Annotated in this window: 21 protein-coding genes and 1 pseudogene; 14 read left to right on the forward strand and 8 right to left on the reverse strand. The window is 66.3% G+C overall.

Annotated features, from left to right (window positions below; genetic code table 11):
* The first annotated feature begins 184 nt into the window (after positions 1-184).
* The 8 genes from TVNIR_RS07235 to TVNIR_RS07270 all read left to right on the forward strand — a co-directional run bounded on the left by TVNIR_RS07235 (position 185) and on the right by TVNIR_RS07270 (position 7,509).
* The gene (locus TVNIR_RS07235; RefSeq protein WP_015258340.1) at positions 185-1,630 is read left to right on the forward strand and encodes a multiheme c-type cytochrome; all 1,446 of its coding nucleotides are present in this window, start codon (positions 185-187) and stop codon (positions 1,628-1,630) included.
* 163 nt (positions 1,631-1,793) lie between these two features.
* Positions 1,794-2,105 carry a c-type cytochrome gene (locus tag TVNIR_RS07240; protein WP_006747453.1) on the forward strand — a complete coding sequence of 104 codons (312 nt, stop codon included), beginning with the start codon at positions 1,794-1,796 and terminating at the stop codon, positions 2,103-2,105.
* A gap of 129 nt (positions 2,106-2,234) precedes the next feature.
* Positions 2,235-2,756: a methyl-accepting chemotaxis protein gene (locus TVNIR_RS07245; RefSeq protein ID WP_015258341.1), complete on the forward strand. Its 522-nt coding sequence runs from the start codon at positions 2,235-2,237 to the stop codon at positions 2,754-2,756.
* Between the two features lie 142 nt (positions 2,757-2,898).
* Positions 2,899-3,210, forward strand: a complete 312-nt coding sequence (locus tag TVNIR_RS07250) for a c-type cytochrome (RefSeq protein ID WP_015258342.1) — start codon at positions 2,899-2,901, stop codon at positions 3,208-3,210.
* A gap of 20 nt (positions 3,211-3,230) precedes the next feature.
* Positions 3,231-4,517 (forward strand): NAD(P)/FAD-dependent oxidoreductase, encoded by a 1,287-nt coding sequence (locus tag TVNIR_RS07255; protein WP_015258343.1) that lies wholly within the window; start codon positions 3,231-3,233, stop codon positions 4,515-4,517.
* Positions 4,518-4,632: 115 nt separating this feature from the next.
* On the forward strand, positions 4,633-5,292 hold the full coding sequence (locus TVNIR_RS07260; RefSeq protein WP_015258344.1) for a rhodanese-like domain-containing protein: 660 nt from the start codon (positions 4,633-4,635) through the stop codon (positions 5,290-5,292).
* 8 nt (positions 5,293-5,300) lie between these two features.
* Complete coding sequence (gene dusA / locus TVNIR_RS07265) at positions 5,301-6,320, forward strand: tRNA dihydrouridine(20/20a) synthase DusA (RefSeq protein ID WP_083499395.1); 1,020 nt, start codon at positions 5,301-5,303, stop codon at positions 6,318-6,320.
* Between the two features lie 55 nt (positions 6,321-6,375).
* Complete coding sequence (locus TVNIR_RS07270) at positions 6,376-7,509, forward strand: GGDEF domain-containing protein (RefSeq protein WP_043739486.1); 1,134 nt, start codon at positions 6,376-6,378, stop codon at positions 7,507-7,509.
* Positions 7,510-7,604: 95 nt separating this feature from the next.
* On the opposite strand, the gene TVNIR_RS07275 is transcribed toward TVNIR_RS07270, so the two are convergent.
* The 5 genes from TVNIR_RS07275 to TVNIR_RS19725 form a co-directional block, all read right to left on the reverse strand.
* Positions 7,605-7,991 (reverse strand): hypothetical protein, encoded by a 387-nt coding sequence (locus TVNIR_RS07275; protein ID WP_015258347.1) that lies wholly within the window; start codon positions 7,989-7,991, stop codon positions 7,605-7,607.
* A gap of 146 nt (positions 7,992-8,137) precedes the next feature.
* Positions 8,138-9,604: a glutamate synthase subunit beta gene (locus TVNIR_RS07280; RefSeq protein ID WP_015258348.1), complete on the reverse strand. Its 1,467-nt coding sequence runs from the start codon at positions 9,602-9,604 to the stop codon at positions 8,138-8,140.
* Positions 9,597-14,270 (reverse strand): glutamate synthase large subunit, encoded by a 4,674-nt coding sequence (gltB, locus tag TVNIR_RS07285; protein ID WP_043739487.1) that lies wholly within the window; start codon positions 14,268-14,270, stop codon positions 9,597-9,599. The genes TVNIR_RS07280 and gltB overlap by 8 nt, the downstream gene beginning before the upstream one ends.
* Before the next feature lie 370 nt (positions 14,271-14,640).
* Positions 14,641-15,099, reverse strand: a complete 459-nt coding sequence (locus TVNIR_RS07290) for a c-type cytochrome (RefSeq protein WP_015258350.1) — start codon at positions 15,097-15,099, stop codon at positions 14,641-14,643.
* Positions 15,096-15,374 (reverse strand): ATP-binding protein, encoded by a 279-nt coding sequence (locus TVNIR_RS19725; protein WP_269465091.1) that lies wholly within the window; start codon positions 15,372-15,374, stop codon positions 15,096-15,098. The genes TVNIR_RS07290 and TVNIR_RS19725 overlap by 4 nt, the downstream gene beginning before the upstream one ends.
* A gap of 251 nt (positions 15,375-15,625) precedes the next feature.
* Here TVNIR_RS19725 and TVNIR_RS07295 point away from each other — a divergent pair, with 251 nt between their 5' ends.
* Both TVNIR_RS07295 and TVNIR_RS07300 read left to right on the forward strand, forming a co-directional pair.
* Positions 15,626-15,835: a hypothetical protein gene (locus tag TVNIR_RS07295; RefSeq protein WP_015258352.1), complete on the forward strand. Its 210-nt coding sequence runs from the start codon at positions 15,626-15,628 to the stop codon at positions 15,833-15,835.
* Positions 15,832-17,286 (forward strand): cbb3-type cytochrome c oxidase subunit I, encoded by a 1,455-nt coding sequence (locus TVNIR_RS07300; RefSeq protein WP_015258354.1) that lies wholly within the window; start codon positions 15,832-15,834, stop codon positions 17,284-17,286. The genes TVNIR_RS07295 and TVNIR_RS07300 overlap by 4 nt, the downstream gene beginning before the upstream one ends.
* Before the next feature lie 293 nt (positions 17,287-17,579).
* Here TVNIR_RS07300 and TVNIR_RS07305 read toward each other — a convergent pair whose 3' ends face one another.
* A complete protein-coding gene (locus tag TVNIR_RS07305) occupies positions 17,580-18,098 on the reverse strand; it encodes a DsbC family protein (protein ID WP_015258355.1) in 519 nt (172 codons plus the stop codon).
* Between the two features lie 315 nt (positions 18,099-18,413).
* Positions 18,414-18,833, reverse strand: a complete 420-nt coding sequence (locus TVNIR_RS07310; RefSeq protein ID WP_015258356.1) for a hypothetical protein — start codon at positions 18,831-18,833, stop codon at positions 18,414-18,416.
* Between the two features lie 420 nt (positions 18,834-19,253).
* On the opposite strand from TVNIR_RS07310, the pseudogene TVNIR_RS07315 reads away from it, so the two are divergent.
* Positions 19,254-19,583, forward strand: a pseudogene (locus TVNIR_RS07315) (heavy metal translocating P-type ATPase); the annotation flags it as partial.
* A 262-nt stretch (positions 19,584-19,845) separates the two neighbouring features.
* Positions 19,846-20,322 (forward strand): hypothetical protein, encoded by a 477-nt coding sequence (locus TVNIR_RS07320; RefSeq protein WP_043739491.1) that lies wholly within the window; start codon positions 19,846-19,848, stop codon positions 20,320-20,322.
* 189 nt (positions 20,323-20,511) lie between these two features.
* Here the strand turns inward: TVNIR_RS07320 and TVNIR_RS07325 are convergent, their stop codons facing one another.
* Positions 20,512-21,180 (reverse strand): c-type cytochrome, encoded by a 669-nt coding sequence (locus TVNIR_RS07325; protein ID WP_015258358.1) that lies wholly within the window; start codon positions 21,178-21,180, stop codon positions 20,512-20,514.
* A gap of 358 nt (positions 21,181-21,538) precedes the next feature.
* On the opposite strand from TVNIR_RS07325, the gene TVNIR_RS07330 reads away from it, so the two are divergent.
* A complete protein-coding gene (locus TVNIR_RS07330; protein ID WP_015258360.1) occupies positions 21,539-24,058 on the forward strand; it encodes a heavy metal translocating P-type ATPase in 2,520 nt (839 codons plus the stop codon).
* Between the two features lie 47 nt (positions 24,059-24,105).
* Entirely contained in the window at positions 24,106-24,336 is a 231-nt protein-coding gene (locus TVNIR_RS07335; RefSeq protein ID WP_006747482.1) for an SHOCT domain-containing protein, read from the forward strand.
* Positions 24,337-24,463: the final 127 nt, after the last annotated feature.

The following is a 24,463-nucleotide window of genomic DNA, read 5'->3' on the forward strand; positions in this document are numbered from 1 at the left end:
TTCCAAATCAAATACCTGCTCCCTGATTCCCCTGTTGGCACTATAGATGCCTGTGACCTGGATGCGGCTGGCGGCGATGGGCCGCGTCGCCAACGGAAGCATTCAAGAAAACATCAGCAGGAGGAGTGAGATGAACGCTGCAAGACGCAGGGTGGGGTTATGGTTAGGGTTTGGGGTCGGTCTAATGGGGATACTGCTGACCGGGGGGCTCCTGTCAGCAACCCCGGCACACGCGGTCGAGGAGGGGGTGACGTTCCCCTTCTACCCGAGCTTCCTGCAACTCGAGGACGGTAAGACCACCTCGCTGGAAGACTGGTCCGACCCGATGGTCTGCGGGGGCTGCCATCCGCGGCAGTACGAGGGGTGGAAGAGTTCGATGCATGCGAACGCCTTCATCGACCCGGTGTTCCAGGCCGAATGGGCCAAGGGCTACCAGGACACGGACGGGGAGGTGCTGAACCTCTGCGGCGGCTGCCATACGCCGATCGGCGTGATGACCGGCACCGTGAAGTACGATCCGGATGTTGGCAAGTACGGTGGCTTCACGGCACCCGGCGTGGCGGCGATGGGGGTGTCGTGTGACGTTTGCCACAGCGTGACGGACACCAACGCCCGGCACACGACGACCGGCAACCCGGGCAACGCGTCGCTGGTACTGGCCCCCGGCGATGTCAAGCGGGCGACGCTGAAGGACGCGGTTTCGCCGTTCCATGCCACCGAGTACTCGGAACTTCACGGCCGGGCCGAGCTGTGCGCCAACTGCCACAACATCTTCCACCCCAACAACAACTTCCCAATCGAGCACACCTACGACGAGTGGAGGATGTCGGCCTACGCGCAAAACGACATCCAGTGTCAGGACTGCCACATGGTTCCGGTCGAGACGGCGATCCGTGTCGCCGACACGATGACCCGGCCGCACGATCTTCCCGATCACGGTCTAGAGGGAATGGCCGGCGTGGGTGCTGCCGGTCCGCGGGAACTGGTGCACGATCACGGCTTCGTTGGCGGCAACACCGTGATCGCCGGGGTGCTGGGTGTTCCCGGTGCCGAGGATAACCGGGCCGAAGCGATCAAGCGCCTGCAGAATGTCGCCGATCTCGATATCGAGATCATCCCGGGCATGCAGGGTGCCAACCTGCTGCGTGTGAAGGTCAGCAATGCCCGGGCCGGGCATCATCTGCCGACCAGCCTGACCTTCATCCGCCAGGTCTGGCTCGAAGTCGAGGTCCGGGACGACCAGGGCCGGTTGCTGCTGTCGTCCGGGGCACTGGAAGACAACCGCGTGCCCGAGGATGCGGTGATGTTCACCAACAAGTCGGTCGACCAGGACGGCAACCTGACCGTCGACCCGTGGCGGATCGCCGGCTTCGTGCACATGAACACGATCCCGCCCAAGGGGTATCGCTACGGCACCTACTCGTTCCGGCTGCCCGAGGATGCTTCGAGCTTCACCGTCGATGCCAAGCTCAATTACCAGTCCTATCACCAGGATCTGGCGGACGATCTGCTCGGCGAAGGGGCCATCGAGGTCCCGGTGGTGACGATGCGCGAACTGACTCGCCGCTACAACGCCGCCGACCTGGAGCGGGCCGACGCCGGCCGGGATTCCGCGGTCGCCCACCGCTGATACGACCTGGGTCGGGCCCCGCAACAGCGGGGTTCGGCCCGGCCGTGCCCGGTGCAGGCGTATGCAGGCACTCCTGCCCGGGCATTCGTTCCGCGCCACCGGCCGGTGGCGCGGAGTTGCGCAAACCATCGACTTATCAACGCATGAGAGGAGTTCAGAACGAATGAAGCCACTACTGATGAGCATCGTGACCGGAGTGATCCTGACGGCTGGCATGACCGCGGCACAGGCCGCCGACGTGGAGGCCGGCCAGGCGAAGTACATGGCCTGTCAGGGGTGCCATGGTCCCCAAGGGCAGGGCCAGGCGATGTTTCCGCCGGTCGCCGGCAAGGATGCCGAGTACCTGGCAGACGTGATGAAGAAGTACCGCGCCGGGGAACAGGTGGGTCCGAACAGCATGATGATGATGCCCCACATGGTGAACCTGAGCGACGAGGACATTGCCAATCTCGCGGCCTATATGGCGTCGCTGTAATCGACCAGGCGCCCGGGGACGATTCCCGTCTTCGGGTGTGCCGATGCGGCGACGCTGGCACCGCGGCGTCCGGCTGGGCAATGAGCGATCGGCTGTTCACGTTGACAGGGTCTGGAGGGAGAGCAAGCAATGTCGGAGCAAAACTCCGGGACGGTTCCCGGCAGGCCTGCGGTTTCGGCGGCCCGACTGAGCGGGTTGGCGGTACTGGTGATCGTGATGGCACTGGCCTTCGCCGGCATGGGGCTGTTCATGTTCAACATGGGCCGCGACATGAGCACGATGACCCGGGCGGTCACGCAGATGGGCCTCGACGTCTCGGCGATGGCCGACGACATGACGTTCATGAGCGGGCGCATGGCGGTGATGGCCGACAGCATGGTCGAGGGTCAGGCGGGGATGTCGCAGGATCTGACCGGGGTGCGGTCCGGAATGGAGCTGATGGCGCGCGATGTGCGCAGCATGGCCGAAAACATGGACGACCTGGCACGCAATATCCGCGGCATGGCCGGGAATATCGGAACGATGAACCGTTCGATGTCGCAGATGAACCAGTCGATGGGGCAGATGACCGGCACGATGGGCCGGATGTCGGTGGATATCAACAAGTTTACCCGGCCAGAGAGTCTCGCGCCGATGTCACCGTTTCGGTGATTCCGGAAACTCGCCTGTCGCGGGATTCGCATGCAACCGGTTCGGTCCGGGGCGTACGCATTCGCGCATAGGGGCGGGGCACGACCACGGCATCGTTCCCGCGCGGACGGAGCCGCAACAACCAAATATATAGGAGGAGTAGATGATGAAACCCGTGTTTCGAATCGCAGCAGGGGGCGCGATGGTGCTGGCTTGCGGCCTCGTAGGGTCGCAGGCGATGGCCGACGCCGGTCGCGAGGCGATGATCACCAGTTCGTGCTTCAGCTGTCACAGCATCGACGCGACGGGCAACATGCCGAATCTTGTGGGTTACCCGCGCGACCTGATGATTTCCCAGATGCAGATGTTCAGCAACGGGTCGCGTCCTTCCACCATCATGGACCGGATCGCAAGGGGGTACAGCGAGGCGGACTACGTCGTGATGGCCGACTACTTTGCGACCATCGAACAATAAACCACAGGGGAGGTGACAACATGACGGATCTGACTCGTCGCAGTTTCTTGAAGGCCGCCGGCATCGGCGGCATGACACTGGCGGCCGGGTGGACGGCCGCCGCCCGCTCGTCGGAAAAGGCACATGTCGTGGTCGTGGGTGGCGGTTCGGGCGGCGCCACCGCAGCCAAGTACGTAAAACGTTTCGCGCCCGAAATGCAGGTGACGCTGATCGAACCGAAAGCCACCTATCACACCTGCTATGGCAGCAACTGGGTGCTCGGCGGCCATGCCACGATGGACGACATCGAGCAGACCTACGGCGCGCTGAAGGAGCGCCACGGCGTGAACGTGGTGCAGGACACGGTGACCGAAGTCGACCCCGAGCGCCGGACCGTGACGACCGCGGGCGGCGCGACGATGAACTACGACCGCCTGATCATGTCGCCGGGAATCGACTTCCGATACGGCGCGGTGCCGGGCATTACCGAGGCCGATGCGGAGCGGGTTCCACATGCCTGGAAGGCCGGCGAGCAGACGGTGCTGCTGCGCCGTCAGCTCGAGGCGATGCCCGACGGCGGCGTGTTCGTGATCGTGGCGCCCGGCAACCCGTTCCGCTGCCCGCCGGGGCCGTACGAGCGGGCGTCGATGGCCGCACACTATTTCAAGCAGGCGAAGCCGCGCTCGAAGATCCTCATCCTCGACAACAAGGAGAACTTCTCCAAGCAGGGGCTGTTCATGGCCGGCTGGGACGAGCACTACGGCGACATGATCGAGTGGCTGCCAAGCTCCGAGGGTGGCCAGGTCGAGGAAATCGACGTGGCCACCCTGACCGCGTACTCCGACGGCGGATTCGGCGAGTTCAAGGCCGACGTGCTGAACTACATCCCGCCCCAGCAGGCAGGCGTGATTGCACAGCGTTCGGGCCTGACCGGCGACGGCTTGTGGTGCCCGGTCGATGGCAAGACCTTCGAGTCGACCATTCATGCCGGCATCTACGTGATCGGCGATTCCTGCGTGGCCGGGGCGATGCCCAAATCGGGGCATTCGGCCAACAACCAGGGCAAGGTCGCCGCCGTTGCGGTGATCCGTGACCTTGCCGGGCTCGAGCCCGAGACGGCGTCGACCGCGAACACCTGCTATAGCCTGATCACGCCCGATCATGCGATCAGCGTGGCGGGCGTCTACGCTTACCAGGACGGGGACATCGTCTCGGTCGAAGGGGCAGGGGGCGTCAGTCCCGCGCACGCACCGGCACCGATTCGGAGGATGGAAGCCATCTACACCAAGGGCTGGTACACCGGCATCGTGGGCGACATCTGGGGCTGAGGCCTCGCCCGACGATACCTGTCTGGCGCCCCGGATCCGTCCGGGGCGCCTTCCTTTTCGCCGGGGTTCGCCATGCCAAGGATGCCTGCGGTACCCTGGCTTGGGAGGTCCGACGATGATACAGCAGCGAAAACCCGGTCTGGCGACCCTGATCGCACTGGCCGCACTGACGACCGCCGCGGCGAGCGCGGACGACTTCGATACCCTGGAGGTGGGGATCACCCCGGAACTGGACTTCTTTGCGGTCCAGCACCAGGGTGAGACGGTCTGGGTGCAGCGCAACCAGAATACCGGCAACACCGTCGATCCCGAATATGCGCTGACTTCGCGACCCTGCCCGCCGTTGTGCATACAACCGATGCAGCTTGCGCCTGGGGTCGAAACCCTGGGTGAGCTCGAGTTCATCGCGTATCTGGAACGCGTCGGACGCGATCCGGATGTGCTGGTCATCGATTCCCGCACCGCCGACGAGTTTGCGGCCGGCGCCATTCCCGGTGCCGTGAACGTCCCGTGGAACGACCTGGTCGGTACCGCGGGTGCGGTCGATTTCGTCGTCGAGGTGCGCATGGAGGAGTTCGGCGTACGGCGCAGCGCAGATGGCTGGGACTTCTCCGATGCCAGAACGCTGGTGCTCTACTGCAACGGGCCGTGGTGTGGCCAGACCCCGTCGAACATCCGGGCGCTGCTGGATCTCGGCTACCCGCCCGAACGGCTGAAATGGTATCGCGGCGGAATGCAGGCCTGGCACAACCTGGGCTTCACCGTGGTGGACTGACCCCCCGCATGAACCAGGCAACGCGCGGCTCGAGGCCTTCCCATCGCTTCTGCGTGGCGCCGATGATGGACTGGACCGACCGCTGGTGTCGGCGCTTTCATCGGCTGCTCACCCGGCGGGCGTTGCTGTACACCGAGATGCTGCATGCGAATGCGGTCGTTCACGGCGATCGCGAGCATCTGCTCGGTTTCGATCCTGCGGAACGGCCGCTGGCGGTGCAGTTGGGCGGATCCGACCCTGCAGTGCTGGCGGAAGCGGCGCGGATTTGTGCCGACCTGGGCTACGACGAGATCAACCTGAACGTGGGCTGTCCCTCCGACCGGGTCCAGTCCGGGGCCTTCGGCGCGTGCCTGATGGCGACGCCGAAAACGGTGGCGGCCTGCGTGGGGGCGATGGCACGCGCGGTTCCGGTGCCGGTCACGGTCAAGCACCGGATCGGGATCGATGACCAGGACTCGGAGGCCGATCTGCACCGCTTCGTCCGCGAGGTCGAGGACGCCGGCTGCCACAGCTTCGTCGTCCATGCGCGCAAGGCCTGGCTGCAGGGCCTGAGTCCGGCCGAGAATCGGGAGGTGCCTCCGCTCGACTACCCGCGCGTGTACCGCCTGAAGCAAGAGTTTCCGATGCTGGAGATCGTGGTGAACGGCGGGATCGACGGACCCGAACAGGGCCTGCCGCATCTCGCGCACGTGGACGGGGTGATGGTCGGTCGTGCCGCCTACCACCGGCCGTTCGAACTCGCCTGCGTCGACCGGCTCTATTATGGGGACAGTCGCGACCCTACGATCGTCGAGGTGGTCGATGGCCTGGTGGCATTGGCCGAGGAGATGCGTGGTCGGGGATTCCCGCTGGCGCGCCTGACCCGTCACGTGTTGGGTCTGTTCCACGGGGCGCCGGGCGCCCGGCAATGGCGGCGTATCCTGACCGAGGAGGCACGGGACCGGGACGCCGGTCCGGAGCTGATCGCGCGTGCCGCGATGCCCTGCCTCGGGGACGGGCACACGGCAGGGGAATCCGCGGGCGGCTGAAGCCCGCCCTTGGTGCTGCCTGGCCGAACGGATCCCGGGTTGCATGCGGTAACCGATGAAGCGCGAAGGCATATCTAGCGTCGAGCAGGAGGAGCGGCGATTTCGCGCGGTGAAGCGGCGTGTCTACCGTGTGGCGCTGATCGTGGGCGCGCTGATCCTGTTGCTGAGCTGGTTCCTGCGAGCGCCGGGCGACATGTTCATTGCCTATGCCTATCCACCGCTGGCGATGGTACTCGCCGGCCTCGGGGTTCTCTCCGGCACCCGGGCGGGACCGCTGGAGAAAGTGGAGTCGGCGATGTTCGTGATCATCGCGGCCCTGGTACTGGCACGGCTCTTCTGGCATTTCCACCTGGCCGGGCCGCTGGCCGATCAGATCATGCCACTGGCGGCTGGCCATTACTGGGCCGTGGCCGCTCTGCTCGTCGGCTGTTTCGTGTTGTTCGACCGCTTTCGGGGCCTTGCCTGGGCGCTGGTGGTGCTGGCAGTGGCGGTACTGATCGCGTTTTCCGGGATCGCGCGGGATCTTGTCGACGGCAGGGTTCCAGCGGAGGTGCTCGGATATCTCCTGCGCGTGCACCTGTTTCTGGTCGTGCTCGTCGCGCTCGCGAGTGCGGCAACGGTGATGCGCGACCGTCATCGCCGAATCCTGATTCGGGCGGAGGTGCTCGACCAGTGGGCCAATACCGATGCGCTCACCGGGTTGCCGAACCGCCGGGCAGCGGAGCGTGTCCTGCACAGGCGCCTGCTGGAAGCGCAACGCCACGGGCGGCCGTTGTCATTGATCCTGTTCGATCTCGATCGTTTCAAGAGTGTCAACGATACGCACGGACACGCGACCGGAGACCACGTGCTCGAGGGCCTCGGCCGGCGTCTGAACGGATTGCTGCGCGAGTCGGACCTTCTGGCGCGTTGGGGCGGTGAGGAGTTTCTGATCGTGGCACCGGAGACCGGTGCCCGGGAGGCAGCGATGCTCGCGGAGCGCTGCCGAATCGCGATCGCAGACGAGCCGATCGCAGGAGTCGGCATTACGGGTACGTTCGGTGTGGCCGAGCTGGTATCCGACGACGACGTCGTCGACACCTTGCTTGCCCGTGCCGACGCGATGCTCTACGAGGGCAAGGAGGGTGGACGCAACCGGGTGGTCACGGCCGCCGAGTGGTCCCGCCGAGGGTCTCGGGACGGGGGCTGACCCTCCCGCGCCGGCCTCTGCTGGGCGACGCGTCGCCCCCCAGGCACGGGCGGATACGGCGGTTGGTGGGGCAGGGGGAACGGTTCCGGTCCGGGTCAATCCGCACCAGGCAGGCAGCCGGCGATGTCCGCGGCACTTACAGGTTGCACCAGCACGGCGTGCAGCGGGTAGCGCTCGGCCAGTCGGTCCGCATGCTGGCGTTCCTGGCGCTCGACCATCACGATCACGCGCGCATCGGGGGCGTATTTCTGCAGGCTGGCCAGGAAGACGTCGAGGTTGCCCAGGTTCGCGCCGGCGTAGTTGTTGCCGTATCCGTAGAAAAACTCGGCCACGACGTAATCGGGGCATTGGTACTGCAGTGCCTGGATGGCCTTGCGTATCGACCGCAGACGGACTTCGCGGATTCCGCGGCGCTGGTAGACATCGCCGAGATCGGGGTGACCGGGCGATTCGACGATCGAGAAAAGCAGGGTTTCGGACACGGCGGTGCGGGGCCTCATCGGGTGGCAGAGACTGGGCGCTGAAGCGGGGAGGCACGCGCCTGCGGATCAGGCGCGCGCGTCGTCGCTGTCGCGGGGCGGGGCAAGCATCGGAATGCCCCCCCACCGCCACGGAGCGCAGCGAGACGTCAGCGGGGCAGGTCGGACCCCCCCATCAGCCATTCGTCGACCGCGCGGGCGCACTGGCGGCCTTCGCGGATTGCCCAGACCACCAGCGACTGGCCGCGGCGCATGTCGCCGGCGGCGAACAGGCCGTCCACGTTGGTGGAGTACGCCTTCGGTCCCTCGGTCGCACCCTGCACGTTGCCGCGCGCGTCGAGTTCGAGCCCGGAGGAACTCTTCAGCTCGTCGAGCATGCCTTCGTGCACCGGGTGCACGAAGCCCATCGCGAGCAACACCAGGTCGGCCCGGAGTTCGCCCTCGCTGCCTGGAACCTCGGACATCTGCCAGCGCCCGTCGGCGTCCCGGTCCCAGCGCACCAGCACATAACGCAATGCGCGCAGGTTGCCGTTGCCATCGTCGACGAAGCCCTTGGTCGCGACGTTCCACATGCGCTCGCAGCCTTCTTCCTGGGAGCTGGAGGTGCGCAGGCGGTTGGGCCAGTCGGGCCAGGTCAGGCCCTTGTCCTCCTGCGCCGGGGGCTTGTCGAGGATCTCGATCTGGGTGACCGAACGCGCGCCATGGCGGTTCGAGGTGCCGATGCAGTCGGAGCCGGTGTCGCCGCCGCCAATCACGATCACGTGTTTGCCCTGGGCGCTGATGAACTCCTCGTCGGGGACGAACACGCCCTGTACGCGCCGGCTATTGCGGGTCAGAAAGTCCATCGCGAAGTGGATGCCGTTCAGTTCGCGCCCGGGCACCGGTAGATCGCGTGGCTGCTCGGCGCCCCCGGCCAGCACCACCGCGTCGTATTCCTCGCGCAACCGCGCGATCGGGATGTCGACACCGATATGGGAATTGGTGTGGAATTCGACGCCCTCGGTACGCATCTGCGCCATGCGCCGGTCGATCAGCTTCTTGCTGAGCTTGAAGTCGGGGATGCCGTAGCGGAGCAGGCCGCCGATGCGGTCGGCTTTTTCGAAAATCGCGACCTGGTGACCGGCGCGCGCGATCTGCTGAGCGCAGGCCAGCCCGGCCGGCCCGGAGCCGACGATTGCCACGCGCCGGCCGGTGCGGCGCTGTGCGACCTGCGGCTTGATCCAGCCTTCGGCCCAGGCCTTGTCGACGATCGTGCATTCGATGGTCTTGATCGTCACGGGCACGTCGTCGATGTTCAGCGTGCACGACGCTTCGCACGGCGCCGGGCAGATGCGCCCGGTAAACTCGGGGAAATTGTTGGTCGAGTGCAGGGTGTCGATCGCCTGGCGCCAATCGCCGTGGTAGACGAGGTCGTTCCAGTCCGGGATCAGGTTGTCGACCGGGCAGCCCTGGTGGCAGTAGGGGATGCCGCAGTCCATGCAGCGTGCGCCCTGTTCCGAGACCTCGGCATCGGACAGCGGGATCACGAATTCGCGGTAATGGACGACCCGGTCCGCGGCGGGCTCGTAGCGCCGGTCGCGGCGCGCGTACTCCATGAATCCGGTCGGCTTACCCATGGGCGACGGTCTCCTTCAGAACCTGGCTGGCGACCAGCGGCGGTTCGGTGACGGGGGGGCGGCTCTGCTGCGCCTGCATCTTCTCCAGTGCCTTTCGGTAGTCCACCGGCATCACCTTCACGAATTGGTTCGCGTAGCGATCCCAGTCCGCCAGGATGCGCTGCGCGACCTCGGAACCGGTGTAGTGCAGGTGCCGCTCGATCAGCAGGCGCAGGCGCGCGCGGTCGTGCCGGGTCATGTCGCGGCGGATGTCGACCAGTCCATGCGCCTCCATGTCGCCGCCCTGGTGGTCCAGGGCCTCGAGCGCATCGTCCTCGGCGGCGATCGGTTGCAGCTCGACCATGGCCAGGTTGCACCGCTGTTCAAAGCCGCCTTCCTCGTCGAGCACGTAGGCGATCCCGCCGGACATGCCCGCGGCGAAGTTCCGGCCGGTCGGGCCCAGGCAGACCATGATGCCGCCGGTCATGTACTCGCAACCGTGGTCGCCGACACCCTCGGCCACCGCGATCGCCCCGGAGTTGCGCACGCAGAAGCGTTCGCCGGCCACTCCGCGGAAGAAGCATTCGCCGCTGATCGCGCCGTACAGCACGGTGTTGCCGACGATGATGTTGTCCTCGGCTCGGGCGATGCCCGAGTTCTTCGGCGGGTAGAGGATCAGGCGCCCGCCCGATAGACCCTTGCCGACATAGTCGTTGCCCTCGCCCTCGAGTTCGATGGTCACGCCCTTCGCGAGCCAGGCACCGAGCGACTGGCCGCCGGTGCCGCTGGCGCGGATGTGGATGGTGTCGTCCGGCAATCCGTTGTGCCCGTAGCGCTCGGCGATGCGGCCCGAGAGCATGGTCCCGACGGTGCGGTTGTAGTTCCTGATCACGGTCTCGATCATCACGGGTTCGCCGCGTTCCAGCGCCGGTTGCGCCTGGCGGATCAGTTCGTGGTCAAGTGCCTGGTCCAGGCCGTGGTCCTGGACCTCGGAGTTGTAGCGCGCAACCTCCGGACCCACGTCCGGCTTTGCGAGCAGCCGCGAGAGGTCGATGCCATGGGCCTTCCAGTGGTCGATCGCCCGGTGCATTTCCAGGCGGTCGGACTGACCGATCATCTCGTTCACCGTGCGGAAACCCAGCCGCGCCATCAGCTGCCGCACTTCCTCGGCCACGAAGAAGAAATAGTTGATCACATGCTCGGGCTTGCCGGTGAAGCGCTTGCGCAGTTCCGGATCCTGCGTCGCGACGCCGACCGGGCAGGTGTTCAGATGGCATTTGCGCATCATGATGCAGCCCTCGACGATCAGCGGCGCGGTCGCGAAACCGAACTCGTCGGCACCGAGCAGCGCGCCGATCACCACGTCGCGGCCGGTACGCATGCCGCCGTCGACCTGCACCGCGATGCGCCCGCGCAGACGGTTCAGCACCAGCGTCTGGTGGGTTTCGGCAAGGCCGATCTCCCAGGGGCTGCCGGCGTGCTTGATCGAGGTCAGCGGACTGGCGCCGGTGCCGCCTTCGTAGCCGGAGATGGTCACGTGGTCCGCATGCGCCTTCGCGACTCCGGCCGCGACCGTGCCGACGCCGATCTCGGAGACGAGTTTCACCGAGATCCGCGCGCGCGGGTTCGCGTTCTTCAGGTCGTGGATCAGCTGCGCGAGATCCTCGATCGAATAGATGTCGTGGTGCGGGGGCGGCGAGATCAGGCCCACGCCTGGCGTCGAGTGGCGCACCCGTGCGATCTGCGCGTTGACCTTGTGACCCGGAAGCTGGCCGCCTTCGCCGGGCTTGGCGCCCTGCGCGATCTTGATCTGGATGTCGTCGGCGTTGACCAGGTACTCGGTGGTCACGCCGAAACGGCCCGAAGCGACCTGCTTGATTGCGGACCGTTCCGGGTTTCCGGATCCGTCGGACAGCGGCAGGAAACGCTCGGCCTCTTCGCCACCCTCGCCGGTGTTGGACTTGCCGCCGATCGCATTCATCGCCTTCGCGAGTGTCGAGTGCGCTTCGTAGGAAATCGACCCGAACGACATCGCGCCGGTCGCAAAGCGCTTCACGATCTCGGAGGCCGGCTCGACCTCGTCGACCGGGATGGGGTTCTCGGCGAAGCGGAAGTCGAGCAGGCCGCGGAAGGTCAGCAGGCGCTCGTTCTGTTCATTCATCAGGCGCGAGTACTCCGCGAAGGTCTTCGCGTCGTTCGCGCGCGTTGCATGCTGCAGCGTGGAGATCGTCTCCGGCGTCCAGGCGTGATCCTCGCCGCGCAGGCGGTACGCGTAGTCGCCGCCGACGTCGAGCTGGCGCTGGTAGATATGCCCGCCGCCGTAGGCGATACCGTGCCAGCGTACCGTCTCTTGCGCGACCTCGTGCAGGCCGACACCCTCGACCCGGCTCTGGGTGCCGGTGAAATACTGCTTCAGGAATGCACCGTTCAGGCCCACCGCGTCGAAGATCTGCGCTCCGCAGTACGACTCCAATGTCGAGATGCCCATCTTCGACATCACCTTCAGCATGCCCTTGCCGACCGCCTTGATGTAGCGCTTCTGCGCTTCCTCGAAGCTCAGCCGCTCTGGCAGCCGCGGCAGCATCGACTGGATCGTGTCGAAGGCGAGGTAGGGGTTGATCGCCTCCGCGCCGTAGCCCGACAGTGTCGCGTAGTGGTGCACTTCCAGCGCGGCACCGGTCTCGACGACGATTCCCGAGCTGGTTCGCAGGCCCTGGCGGATCAGGTGGTGGTGCACCGCCGACGTCGCGAGCAGCATCGGGATCGGGATGTGATCGCGGTTGGTGTTGCGGTCGGACAGGATCAGGATGTTGTAGCCATCGAGCACGGCTCGTTCCGCGTCCGCGCAGAGGCGGTCGAGCGCGGCCGGCATGCCCTCGACCCCTTCTTCGCTCGGGTATACCGTGTCGAGCGTCCGGGTGCGGAACGCGCCGGCCGAGTTGTACTCGATGTTGCGGATGCGCTCGAGGTCCTGATTCGTGAGTACCGGTTGTGGCGTCTCCAGCCGCCAGTGTTTGCCCGCCTCGTTGATGCCGAGCAGATTCGGGCGCGGACCGATGATGCAGACCAGCGACATCACCAGTTCCTCGCGGATCGGGTCGATCGGCGGATTGGTGACCTGTGCGAAATTCTGCTTGAAGTAGCTGGATAGGTGCTTCGGGCGGCCGGACAGTACCGACACCGGATTGTCCGCGCCCATCGAGCCGACGGCCTCCTGGCCGGTCACCGCCATCGGTGTCAGCAGGAACTTCAGGTCCTCCTGCGTGTAGCCGAAGGCCTGCTGCAGGTCGAGCAGGGTGGCATCGTCCGGGGCCATTGGCCCAACGTTGGTCGGCAGCTCTTCCAGGCGGATCTGGGTTTTCTTCAGCCACTCGCCGTAGGGCTTCGCCTTGGCGAGATCGGTCTTGACCTCGTCATCGCTGATGATCCGCGCCTGTTCGAGGTCGATCAGCAGCATTTTGCCGGGCTGCAGGCGCCACTTCTTGACGATGCGCTCCTCGGGGATGTCGAGCACACCCATCTCCGAGGCCATGATCACCATGTCGTCGCTGGTGACCAGGTAGCGCGCCGGGCGCAAGCCGTTGCGGTCAAGCGTCGCGCCGATCTGGCGGCCGTCGGTAAAGGCCATGGCCGCCGGTCCGTCCCAGGGTTCCATCAGCGCCATGTGGTATTCGTAGAACGCGCGGCGCTTCTCGTCCATCAGCGGGTTGTCGGCCCAGGCCTCGGGAATCAGGATCATCATTGCGTGGGCGAGCGAGTAGCCGCCCATCACCAGCAGTTCCAGCGCGTTGTCGAAGCAGGCAGAGTCCGACTGCCCCTCCGGGATCAGCGGCCAGATGGTCGCAAGGTCGTCGCCGAGCACTTCCGAGCGCATCGTGTGCCGGCGCGCCGCCATCCAGTTCAGGTTGCCGCGCAGGGTGTTGATCTCGCCATTGTGGCAGACCATCCGGAACGGCTGGGCCAGATCCCAGGTGGGGAAGGTGTTGGTCGAAAAGCGCTGGTGCACCAGCGCGAGTGCGCTGACGAAGCGCTCGTCGCGCAGGTCGAGATAGTAGTTGCCGACCTGGTAGGCGAGCAGCATGCCCTTGTAGTTCAGCGTGCGGGAGGACATCGAGCAGACGTAGTACGCGGTCTTGTCGAACCCGGCCGCGCGGATCTCGTTGTCCATGCGCTTGCGGATCACGAATAGCTTGCGCTCGAAGCTGTCCCGGTCCGGGCAGTTCGCGCCGCGGCCGATGAAGATCTGGCGCACGACGGGTTCCGAGGGCAGCACGCTCTCGCCGAGGTCGCTGTGGTCGACGGGAACGTCGCGCCAGCCGAGCACGGTCTGTCCACCTTCTTCCACGTGGCGCGTGATGATCGCCTCCATCTCCCGCCGTGGCTCTTCTTCCTGAGGCAGGAACACCATGCCGACCGCGTAGTGGCCGACGGCAGGAAGCTCGAAGCCGACTTGCGCACGCAGGAATGCGTCCGGGATCTGGACCAGGATGCCGGCACCGTCGCCGGCCTTCGGGTCCGCGCCGACCGCGCCGCGGTGATGCAGGCGCTCGAGCAGCTCGAGCCCCTGCGCGACGATCCGGTGGCTCGTCTCGTTCCGTATGTGGCAGACAAACCCGACGCCGCAGGAATCTCGCTCGAGTTCAGGGTCGTACATGCCCTGCGCAGGGGGTAAGGCGCGGATGCTCATCGGTGGACCTCTTGGCTGCCAGGTTATTCGGAACGCAGGCGGCTGCCGGCACCACGGAGCGGGCAGCCGAAAGCCTCCCTGGGGGATGCAAGAGTATGCAACACGCAGCTATCGTGCCATTTCCGCGGCGCGCACTGGGGCGAAAACACACCGGCTGTCGTGCCTGAGCTGCACGCGATCGGTGCAATGCGGTGGCGGTGTGCACCGAAACCGTGATTCAGGCGCGGCAGTGGCGGTGGGAAAGGGATCGGAACCACCAGCCCCCAAGGGGGCGAGAAATTAACCCGCCCGGGGAATGCGGTCAAGCGATTCGGGAACGGTGACGCGATTGGGGAAAACGAGGGCGGGGGGACAGCCCCTGGCCGATGCGTCATTCGATCCCGGCGGCGCGCTGCTGTTGGCGGATCCAGGCGATGATGTGTGCGGCGTCCTCGCCGGAAACCGCCGGCACCGGGGGCATGTCGCCGAACTCCCAGTGGTGCTGGTGCACGCCTAGCGCGATGGCACGGTAGAACGCGAGATCCGAGTGGTGGGAGGGTTCGTAGATCCGATGGATCAGCGGCGGACCCTGGTCGGTCCCCAGCGCCTCGGCGCCGTGACACGCGGCGCAGTGGGCGACGAACAGTTCCTGGCCCTCGGCGATGTTGATCTCGAAGCCCTCGGCCGGGATTCGGAACTCCGTGCGTGGGGTGGGCGGCGGCTCGGTCTGTGCACGAGGTTCCGCTGTCGGCGGCGTGTCGGTATCGGTCGCAGGATCGCTGCAGCCGGTCAGCCAGAGTATGCCGACCAGTGCCCCGAGGGCGGTGGGAACGATGCTACGTGTAGTCATGGTGGTGTCCTTGTGTCTTGAGAGGGTAATGGTGGTCGGTTTTCGCGCGGAAGGTCGACCGAGAAGATCGTGATGCCGTCGCCCGACTCGGCATGCACGCGACCGCCGTGGGCCTCGGCGATCGAGCGCGTGATCGCAAGGCCCAGTCCCGCACCCTCGCCGTGGCCGGCCCGGCGTGCATTGATGCGGTGAAAGCGGTCGAACAGCAGCGAGAGCCGGTCCGGCGGAATGGTGGGCCCGGGATTCCGTACGGAGCTGATGGCGGATCTGCGCAAGAAACTGCACGTGGTGCGAGATGTCGATGGCCACCAGCACATGAAGCTCCTGGGGCTGCGGGAGTGATGCCCTGAAGGTTTGCCGACGGGCGATGTAATCGATTCAGTTCGGACGCGGTGGGCGCATGGTGCGCCTGCGTCCCGGGAAATGGACATCACCTTCCACAGGCCGGGCCGGTACCTGGTCTACTGCACCGTCTATTGCGGTCCGGCGCACGACGTGATGCACGCCGCGATCGAGGTGGTCTGAGATGGGCGCCACGTACAAGGAACGCTTCGCGGCCCTTCCCGCGCAGGACCGCCGCCTGCTGGTTGCAATGAGCGCCGCGGCGCTGGGGATGCTTCTCATCGGGATCGTCGGAGGGCTGCTGACTGCGCTGGCCCGCGGGGGACTCCTCGACATCCTGCCGAACACCGGCTGCCGAACACCGGCTATCGGCTGCTCACGCTGCACGGCGTGAGCATCTTCTTCTACTGGCTGCTCATTGCCCAGGCCGCGCTGCTGCTCGGCTTCGCAGCGGCGGAGCAGGGCCGGGGGCTGATCGGTCGGCGGCTGGCCTGGCTGAGCTTCGCGCTGATACTGGCCGGGTTCGGCGCCTGCATGGCGGGGGCGCACATCGGCGTACCGCTGCTGTACGACGGCGCACCCGGCCTGGGAGCACTGACACCCTCGGGACTGCTGGTGTTCAACCTCGGTTACCTGCTGCTCGGCACGGGCCTGATGGTCCTGCCGGCTGCGGCGATCGTCACCTTGCTGACACCCCGCTGGGAAGGCCGGCAGGACCGCTTGAGCGCGGTCGGCTTCGCGCTGTTCGCCTGGGCCGGTTCCCTGATCGTGAGCGGCTTCGCGGCGCTGTACACCTTCCTGCCCGGCACGCGGTGGGCGCTGGGGCTCGGAGTGTTTCCCGAGAACCACGGCACCAACTGGCACATCGTGTTCCACAACATGCATTACCTGCCGCTGATGGCGACCGTGATCCTCTGGTACGTGCTGGTGCAGGCGCTGACCGGGGTCAAGTCCGTGTTCGGCCATCGCTTCTCCAAGATCGTGTTCGCGATGTACCTGGTGTTCGTGCCTCCGACCTCGCTCTACCACATGTTCCTGGAGCCCGATCTCCCCGGAGCGGTGCGCGTGACCGGCTCGCTGCTGTCGCTGTTCGTGAGCGTGCCCACCCTGACCGCGTTTCTGATCATCATCGCGTCGCTGGAGATGTACGCGCGCGGGCAGGGCGGCCGGGGCTTGTTCGGATGGCTGCGCCTGCTGCCCTGGCGGCATCCGGCGATGTCGGCCCTCGGGGTCGGCGTGCTCAGCATGGGGCTCGGGATCGTGTTCGCCTTCGTGCTGATCCAGGAGCGGCTGGCGCCATTGCTGTCGGACACGTTCTTCGTGCCCGGTTATTTCCATTTCTTCACCGTGGGCACCGTGACCCTGACCCTGCTGGCCGCCCTGACGGTGATGCTGCCCGCCCTCGGCGAGCGGCCGCTGTGGCGCCCGGGACTGCTGCGTTGGATGCCGTGGCTGGTCTTCGCCGGGTTGCTGGTGTTCGGGGCGGACGGAGCCGTCGCCGGTTACCTCGGCGTGCCGCGCCGGGTGATCGATGTGGCCTACCAGAGTGAGGCGCCCATGTTGTGGCAGGGGCTGATGCTCGTGATCGCGGTGGGGGGCGCGGTGATGGCATCGGCGCTGGCCGTGTTCGCCGCCGGCGTCGGGGCGTCCCTGTGGCGCGCGGGGGCGTCTGCACCGGCAGCCGCGGGCCTGACCGTGAACTGGGCCGGCGGTCCGGCGGCACCCGGCGCAGCGGCCTGGATCGGCCCGCTCTCGGTGCTGGTCATCGTCGCGGCGATGTACCTGTTCACTGCGATCGGGTTCGAACTCATGCCGCGCATTTGGTGCATGTCGTGGTCCCCGTGATCGCGCGCGGACTGGGCAAGGACGGGGGAGCGAGGCGCTCGAGACCGCCAGGCCGCCCATGGCGAGGCCCGTGCGCAGGAATCGGCGTCGGTCGGTGTTCTGCGGGGTACGTGTACGCTTGTCTCTCATGGTTCTGTCCCCGATTGGAAATCATTACCGCTCTTCGAGGGTAGGCTCGGGCGGGGGGAAACGCTTGTCTGTGGCGGTCCTGAGAGGACAGGGATCAAGCGGACGGGACAACACGCCCACGGGAATCCACGACGTGAGCATGTGCGCCGCCACGTCATTGGTCATCACCGAGCCTCGCGCTTGAGGACCTCGACCAGCGACGCCGCCGATGTGCGGCCATAGAGCACTTGCCCTGCGGGAGTGACGATCGCGGGCGTGCCAAAGAACCCGGCCGACAAAGCCAGATCGAGGTGATCCGCCACCGGGTTTTCGCACGCCGGCGCCTCCACGATTTCTCCACGCTTGGCTCGCGTCATCGCGTCATGGTGATTCTCGCTGCACCACACCGCCTCCATCTGCTCGAGCGCGTTGCCGATCGTCGGAAAGGCAGCATAGCGAATCCTGATGTCCCAGATCATGAAGTCCTCGATGTGGCGGTGCAGTTCTCGGCAGAAGGGGCAGTTGACGTCGGTAAACACCGTGACCTCGAAGCGAGGCTGCTCGGGCGAGAAGATGATCAGCTCCTCCTCGGGCAACGACCACACGCGCTCCTGCAGTGCCTCCTGGGCACTGGGAGAGGCCCAGACCAGCGGTCCCGGGCTCAGCAAGGCCATGGAGAGCATCAGAGAGATCAGTGAGCGCATGTGGTGTCTCCTTCGTCCATTCGCTTTGGCCGGGTCGCGCGGCGGCCGATGGAATGGAGCGCTGTCGTCAGGTCTCACAGCGGGGCTGGACTGTCGGGCGGCGTGACTGGCTGCCCCGCGCCGCATCGCTCCACTTCAGACACGCCCTGAACGTCCGAATGTTCCCTGCTGGCACGCGGGCTCGGAGTTCGGTTCCGCCGGTTTCAGGTGCGGATCCACCCCGGCGGATATCCCGGTACGGCCTGGCCGCCACCGAGCTTCTGCATCGTTCGCCTCCGCTGGGCCTTCGAGCGAGCCCCGCTGCACCTTACCCGGTCACATGCCGTGGCCCATGCCCTCCATCATGTGCCCTTCCCGCATGCGCTCGTGCATCCGCTCCATCATTTTCATTCGCTCCTCCATCATCTGCATGCGTGCCTCGGGATCGTCGGTTTCGCGCATCTGTTGCATGCGCTCCCGCATTTTCGCCTGCATGCCCTCCATCATGGCCTCCATGGCGTCCATCTGCTCCTCCATGATCTCCATGCGTGCCTTGGGATCGGGCGCCTCGCGTATGCGCTCCATCCGTTCCTGCATGGCCTGGAACTGTTGCTCGGAAGCGGGGGAGGCCGCGACCGCTTCATCCTGCTCCGGGTGATGAGCGTCATGTTCGTCGGTGGTGGCCCACCCGGAAGTGGACAGCAGCACCATGGCCAGAAGGCCGATCGGCAACTTCACGGTGGTCGAGATTCTCATGATTGACTCCTTCAAGGGTCCACGTCGCTGAGCGACTCTTGCAACAACGCCGGTCGGCCGCGCGGGTGCGGCTCCGACACTGGCCATGATGCCGGCGGTGGCCCGACGGGAACCTGACGCCCGGATTACATTCGCGTCATCCTGCCGCACCGCACCCTGCATGGTGTCTAACTCCACAAATGTTGGGTGAGGATCACGCCCGGAGAAGGCAGGTCCGATCCGGACATCCAACAGCCGCAACCTTGAGCCTCCGCGTGGATGCCGATGCGAGAATCGAGATGAAGACTTCCGCCAACATGACCTCTGACGAGGGTCAGGCGGCCGAGCGCACCGCACGGGTCGAATTGACCGTGCCCGGGATGGGCTCCGACCGCTGCGCGGGCTTGGTCCAGGATTCCCTGCGGCGTCTCCCCGATGTCGGGGGGAAGCGACGTCCGGACATTGAAACCGGCCAACATGGGGATCGCCATAGGCGCCGGAGCCGACGCGGCCATCGAGGCAGCGGATGGGACGCTGGTGTCCGGGGAACTCACCAAGGTGGCGGAGGCCATCCGGCTCTCGCAGCTGACGTTTCGCAAGATCGTGCAGAACCTGTTCTGGGCCTGGTTCTACAACGGCGCAGCCGTTCACACCACCGCCGTCGCCCTGCTGCACCCCATGAACGGCGTGATGGTCATGACCGCCAGTTCGCTGTCGGTGGTCGGCAACTCGATGTTGTTCAAGCGCCCGAGGCTGTCGACAGGGCGATAGCCATGCCTTCGATGCATACCGTCAACAGCGCCGTCTGTCTTGTGCTGATGCCCGGTACCGCCGGTCTGGTGGTGTGGTGGTGGGGTTGGTCGATGTGGACCCTGCGCCTGTTCGCCGTGATGCGCTCATGCCCGGCGGTACTGCTGCACCTATGGTACGTGTCGCGTCGTTCTGACACCGTCGTGCGCGCGGCCGTGAGTTCGCAACGCGATGCAGGAGCCCCGGACAAGCGAACTGGTCCCGGGGAACCGAGGAGGACGTCATGAATCATCGGCCTATCATGTTCAAAATCATTGCCCTGTTCTTCGGGGTCGTACTGCTGGCGAGCAACGCGGCGGCCGCGGATTCCCCATACCGGCAGGTCGCGGACGGGGTTGTCGTGTACCTGGGTGTGCTCCCGGCCGCGATGGTTCAGGGCCGCCACGAGGGCGACCCCGAGGCGGTGATGCATGACGGCATCCCGCGCGGCCGGCACGCCTTTCATGTGACGGTGTCCGTGTTCGATGCCGGCAGCGGAAACCAGATCAAGGATGCGCAAGTCACGGCGCGGGTCGCACCTCTGGGTCTGGCCGGCGTTACCCGCCCGCTCGAAACCATGCGTATCGACGACACCGTCAGCTACGGCCACTACTTCACCCTGCGCGGCGAAGCCCGTTACGACATCGAGATCACGATCGCGAGACCCGGTGCCGATGCACCGGTGACCGTCTCGTTTACCTATGCTCGTCCCCCGAGATGAGTAACCTGATTGCCGGTGGCGGCGCCAACAACGTTCCCTGACAGCAACGGCGGCAGGACGGTGACAAGGCTGATGAGTAACCGGACGGTAGCAGAGTCTCTCATGTCGATCTCCTCTTCATTTGGTATGAGTGAACCGCCGAAGCGCGGGGACGGGTCAATGGCCACACGGATGGTCCCGGCGCCGGGCTTACTCCTCCCGAGCGGGCAGCGAGGCGAAGTAGGCGGAGACTGCGGCCATCTCCTCTTCCTCCAGCGCCTGGGCAATTCCCTGCATCAGTCCGGCCAGAGAGGTCTGGCGGGAACCTTCGGCGTACTCCCGCAACTGGTTCATCAGATAGCGCGGCGGCTGGCCCGCCAGGGGCGGCAGGGCGGGGCTTTGTTTGCGTCCCTGTTCCCCGTGGCAGGAGGCACAGGACTGGATATTGCGGTCCGGTAACCCTTCCAGGGCGATCCCGCGCCCCCTCTCCAGCAGTCCTGCGGGTACCCGGTGCGGGCCGCCGGCAGGTTCCATCCCGGCGTAGTAGTGGCTGACCGCTTCGATCTCGTCATCCGCGAGATGCCGGGCGATCGGCGCCATGGTCGCGTTCCGGCGCTGACCTTGGCGGTAGGCATGCATCTGTTCGATCAGGTAGTCCTCCGGCAGACCCGCGAGGCGCGGAAACGGGGGCTGTGCCTGCCCCTGGCCCTGTTCGCCGTGGCACTGGATGCAGGCGATCGCACCGCGGTCGTTGCCTTCGTGCGCAATGCGCGCGCCGGGGTCGTCCTCTGCGGTGGCGGTTGTGCCCAGCAGCCACAGGCCGGCCAGGCCGAGCAGCGGCCCGAAGCGGTTTCGGTGGCGAACGGGTGCGTGTGTCATCGAGTCACCATCATTACGGAGCGCCTGTCGGGACGGTAAGGCGGATCCGGAGGTAGTGCAATTGCAGGGCACGCTTCGGAGCCGCCAGAACGCTCGGCCGAATGGCCCCGCAGCAGGGGCTGCGGGGCTGGCTGACCTGCGCGGGTGCGCCCCCGCCATGAGCCATGATGCCCGTGGCGGCCCGACAGGAACCTGACGCCGGAATTACATTTGCGTCATCTTGCCGCAGCGCGTGCCGAGTGTTGTCAAACTGCACAAGTGTCGGGTGAGGATCACGCCCGGAGAAAGGCAGTTCCGATCCGGGCATCCAACAGCCGCAACGTTGAGCCTCCGCGCGGATGCCGATGCGAGAATCGAGATGAAGACTCCCGCCAACATGACCTCTGATGCGGCTCTGGCGGCCGAACGCCCGGCATGGGTCGAACTGACCGTGCCCGGCATGGGCTCCGACCACTGTGCCGGCATCGTCTCCGCCTCGTTGCGACGTCTGCCGGGCGTGGCCGACGTGCGCACCAACATCGCCAATCACCTTGTGCAGGTCGACTTTGATCCAGCCCTCGTCGACAGTGGCAAGCTGCGCAGGGCGGTGGAACGGGCCGGTTACGAAGTCGCCGCGGTTTCCGATTCGGGCCGCGCCGCATCCTCCGGCGCAGAAGTCCGGCTGGTCGTGCCCGGGATGGGCTCCGACCACTGCGCGGGCCTGGTCCAGGATTCCCTGCGGCGCCTCCCCAGTGTGGGTGAGATCCGTACCAACATCTCCAGTCACCAGGTCATCGTGCAGCCGAGCGCCGGCGGCCCCACGCCCGAGGCGCTCAGGGCTGCCGTGGAGCGGGCCGGCTACGAGGTGGCCTCGGTCTCCGCCGAAGCGCCGTCCGAAGACACGGAGGTGGAGTTTACCTATCGGGCGCGCGCCTGGCGGCGCTTCGTGATCGCCGCGGTGCCCACGACGCTGATCATGGTGCTGATGATGGTGCACATGTTCGTCGCACCCGTACCTGCCTATCTGGCGGTGATCGCGATTCTGGCCTGCCCGGTGGTGTTCCTCTACGGCGGCTGGGCCACCCATGTTTCCGCCTGGCGTTCGCTCACGAACCGCACCGCGAACATGGACGTGCTCATTTCCATGGGCAGCCTCCCGCCGTATCTGATCGGGCTGGTGGGCTTCATCTACCCCATGACTTCGTTCATCGAGATGGCCGCGACCATCATGACCTTTCACCTGCTGGGGCGGTACCTGGAGAACCGCGCCAAGGGCCGCGCCTCGGAGGCGATCCGGAAGCTGTTGACGCTGGGGGCCAAGACGGCGCGCGTGGAGCGCGACGGCGATGAAGTGGAAGTCCCGGTGAAGGCGCTGAGCATCGGCGACGTGATGATCGTGCGCCCGGGCGAAAAGGTCCCCACCGACGGCGAAGTGGTCGAGGGCGAGAGTCATCTGGACGAATCGATCGCGACCGGGGAGTCCATTGCGGTTGCCAAGTCGCGCGGCGACCCGGTGCTGGGCGCGACCATCAACAAGGAGGGCCGCCTGAAGATCCGGGCCACCCGGGTGGGCGCCGACACCTTTCTCTCCCAGGTCATCCGGCTGGTTGAACAGGCCCAGTCGTCGAAGGTGCCGATCCAGGAATTTGCCGACCGGATCACGGCGCGGTTCGTGCCGGTGGTGATCGTGATCGCGCTGGGCAGTCTCGCGGCCTGGATGATTTTCCCCGAAACGCTGCGCCCGATTCTGGACTGGGGCGCGGGCTTCCTGCCGTGGGTCAACCCGGACGCCACCCCGGTGATCCTGGCGATCCTCGCCGCGATCGCGGTGCTGGTCATCGCCTGTCCCTGCGCCCTGGGGCTCGCTACACCCACGGCCCTGATGGTTGGCTCGGGCATGGGCGCCGAGCGGGGCGTGCTGATCCGCTCCGGCGAGGCGATCCAGACGCTGAAGGACATCCGCATGGTGGTGCTCGACAAGACCGGCACCATCACCCGAGGCGAGCCGGAGCTCACCGATGTGGTGGCCGCCGACGGCGACGATCCGGCGGTGCTGCGGCTCGCCGCCGCCGTGGAGAATGCCTCCGAGCATCCCCTGGCCCGCGCCGTGGTGGAGGGCGCCAGGGCCCGTGGCGTGGAGATTCCCCCTGTGCAGGACTTCCAATCGGTCACGGCCCGCGGTGTCCAGGGCGCGGTGGACGGCCAAAGGATTCTGATCGGCAACCGGCGCCTGCTGGAGGAGTCCGGCATTGAGGGCCTGGACGCGCTGGACGATGATCTGGCCCGCCTGGAAGCCCGAGGTCGCACCGTTGTGCTGGTGGCCCGGGACGGGCATGCCGTCGGCATCGTGGCGGTGGCCGATGCGATCAAGCCCGACTCGAAGGCGGCGGTCGCGGCCATGCACGCGCTGGGTCTCAAGGTGGCCATGGTCACCGGCGACAACGAGCGGGCGGCGCGGGCGGTGGCCGACGAGGTGGGGATCGACGAGGTCCTCGCCGGGGTGCTGCCGGACGGCAAGGTGGATGAGATCCGCGAGCTGCAGGCCCGGTTGGGCCCCCGCGTCGCCATGGTGGGCGACGGCATCAACGACGCTCCGGCCCTGAAGCAGGCCAACGTGGGCATCGCGATTGGTGCCGGCGCCGACGTGGCCATCGAGGCGGCCGACGTGACTCTGGTCTCCGGCGAACTCACGAAAGTGGTGGAGGCCATCCGCCTGTCCCGGGCCACCTTCGGCAAGATCGTTCAGAACCTGTTCTGGGCTTTTCTCTACAACGTTGCAGCCATTCCGATCGCGGCGATCGGGTTGCTGCACCCGATGATCGGTGTGATCGCGATGGTCACGAGTTCGCTCTCGGTCATCGGCAACTCGGTGCTGCTGAAGCGTGCGCGGCTCCGGTAGGCGTTACACACGGGGTGGAGCCCCGAAGAATTCCGAGGAGGCAATGCATGGGAGACGGTTTCGGGCATGGTTTCGGGGGCGGAGGCCTGTGGATGATTCTCGTCTGGCTGATCCCCATTCTGCTGCTGGTCTGGGGTGTTGCGGCCTTCCGGGGCGGCTGGCGGGGCGGGGGTGACGGCGGAAACAGGAGCGCGCGCGAACTCCTCGACGAGGAGTACGCGAAGGGCCGGATCGACCGCGAGGAGTATCTCCGGCGCAAACGCGATCTTTCGGGATAACGGGTAACCGGCTGGAACAATCCACGAATACACGCGATCCACAGGCGCAGGTACTGGGTCAGGAGAAGCGATTCCCGGTGATCCTTCTCCGTATCGACTTCGGCGTGCGTGCGCAGGCCGAGGGTGC

It is taken from the genome of Thioalkalivibrio nitratireducens DSM 14787 (genome assembly GCF_000321415.2).
In the GTDB taxonomy this organism is placed as follows: Bacteria; Pseudomonadota; Gammaproteobacteria; order Ectothiorhodospirales; family Ectothiorhodospiraceae; genus Thioalkalivibrio; species Thioalkalivibrio nitratireducens.

Coding starts and splice junctions, on each gene's coding strand:
- gltB (WP_043739487.1), bottom strand. CDS start 14,270: ATGAGCATCCGCGCCTTACCCCCTGCGCAGGGCATGTACGACCCTGAA.
- TVNIR_RS07310 (WP_015258356.1), bottom strand. CDS start 18,833: ATGAGAATCTCGACCACCGTGAAGTTGCCGATCGGCCTTCTGGCCATG.
- TVNIR_RS07305 (WP_015258355.1), bottom strand. CDS start 18,098: ATGCGCTCACTGATCTCTCTGATGCTCTCCATGGCCTTGCTGAGCCCG.
- TVNIR_RS07335 (WP_006747482.1), top strand. CDS start 24,106: ATGGGAGACGGTTTCGGGCATGGTTTCGGGGGCGGAGGCCTGTGGATG.
- TVNIR_RS07330 (WP_015258360.1), top strand. CDS start 21,539: ATGAAGACTCCCGCCAACATGACCTCTGATGCGGCTCTGGCGGCCGAA.
- TVNIR_RS07260 (WP_015258344.1), top strand. CDS start 4,633: ATGATACAGCAGCGAAAACCCGGTCTGGCGACCCTGATCGCACTGGCC.
- TVNIR_RS07290 (WP_015258350.1), bottom strand. CDS start 15,099: ATGACTACACGTAGCATCGTTCCCACCGCCCTCGGGGCACTGGTCGGC.
- dusA (WP_083499395.1), top strand. CDS start 5,301: ATGAACCAGGCAACGCGCGGCTCGAGGCCTTCCCATCGCTTCTGCGTG.
- TVNIR_RS07255 (WP_015258343.1), top strand. CDS start 3,231: ATGACGGATCTGACTCGTCGCAGTTTCTTGAAGGCCGCCGGCATCGGC.
- TVNIR_RS07235 (WP_015258340.1), top strand. CDS start 185: ATGGGGATACTGCTGACCGGGGGGCTCCTGTCAGCAACCCCGGCACAC.
- TVNIR_RS07250 (WP_015258342.1), top strand. CDS start 2,899: ATGATGAAACCCGTGTTTCGAATCGCAGCAGGGGGCGCGATGGTGCTG.
- TVNIR_RS07320 (WP_043739491.1), top strand. CDS start 19,846: ATGAATCATCGGCCTATCATGTTCAAAATCATTGCCCTGTTCTTCGGG.
- TVNIR_RS07295 (WP_015258352.1), top strand. CDS start 15,626: ATGGGCGCCACGTACAAGGAACGCTTCGCGGCCCTTCCCGCGCAGGAC.
- TVNIR_RS07325 (WP_015258358.1), bottom strand. CDS start 21,180: ATGACACACGCACCCGTTCGCCACCGAAACCGCTTCGGGCCGCTGCTC.
- TVNIR_RS07245 (WP_015258341.1), top strand. CDS start 2,235: ATGTCGGAGCAAAACTCCGGGACGGTTCCCGGCAGGCCTGCGGTTTCG.
- TVNIR_RS07240 (WP_006747453.1), top strand. CDS start 1,794: ATGAAGCCACTACTGATGAGCATCGTGACCGGAGTGATCCTGACGGCT.
- TVNIR_RS07270 (WP_043739486.1), top strand. CDS start 6,376: ATGAAGCGCGAAGGCATATCTAGCGTCGAGCAGGAGGAGCGGCGATTT.
- TVNIR_RS07280 (WP_015258348.1), bottom strand. CDS start 9,604: ATGGGTAAGCCGACCGGATTCATGGAGTACGCGCGCCGCGACCGGCGC.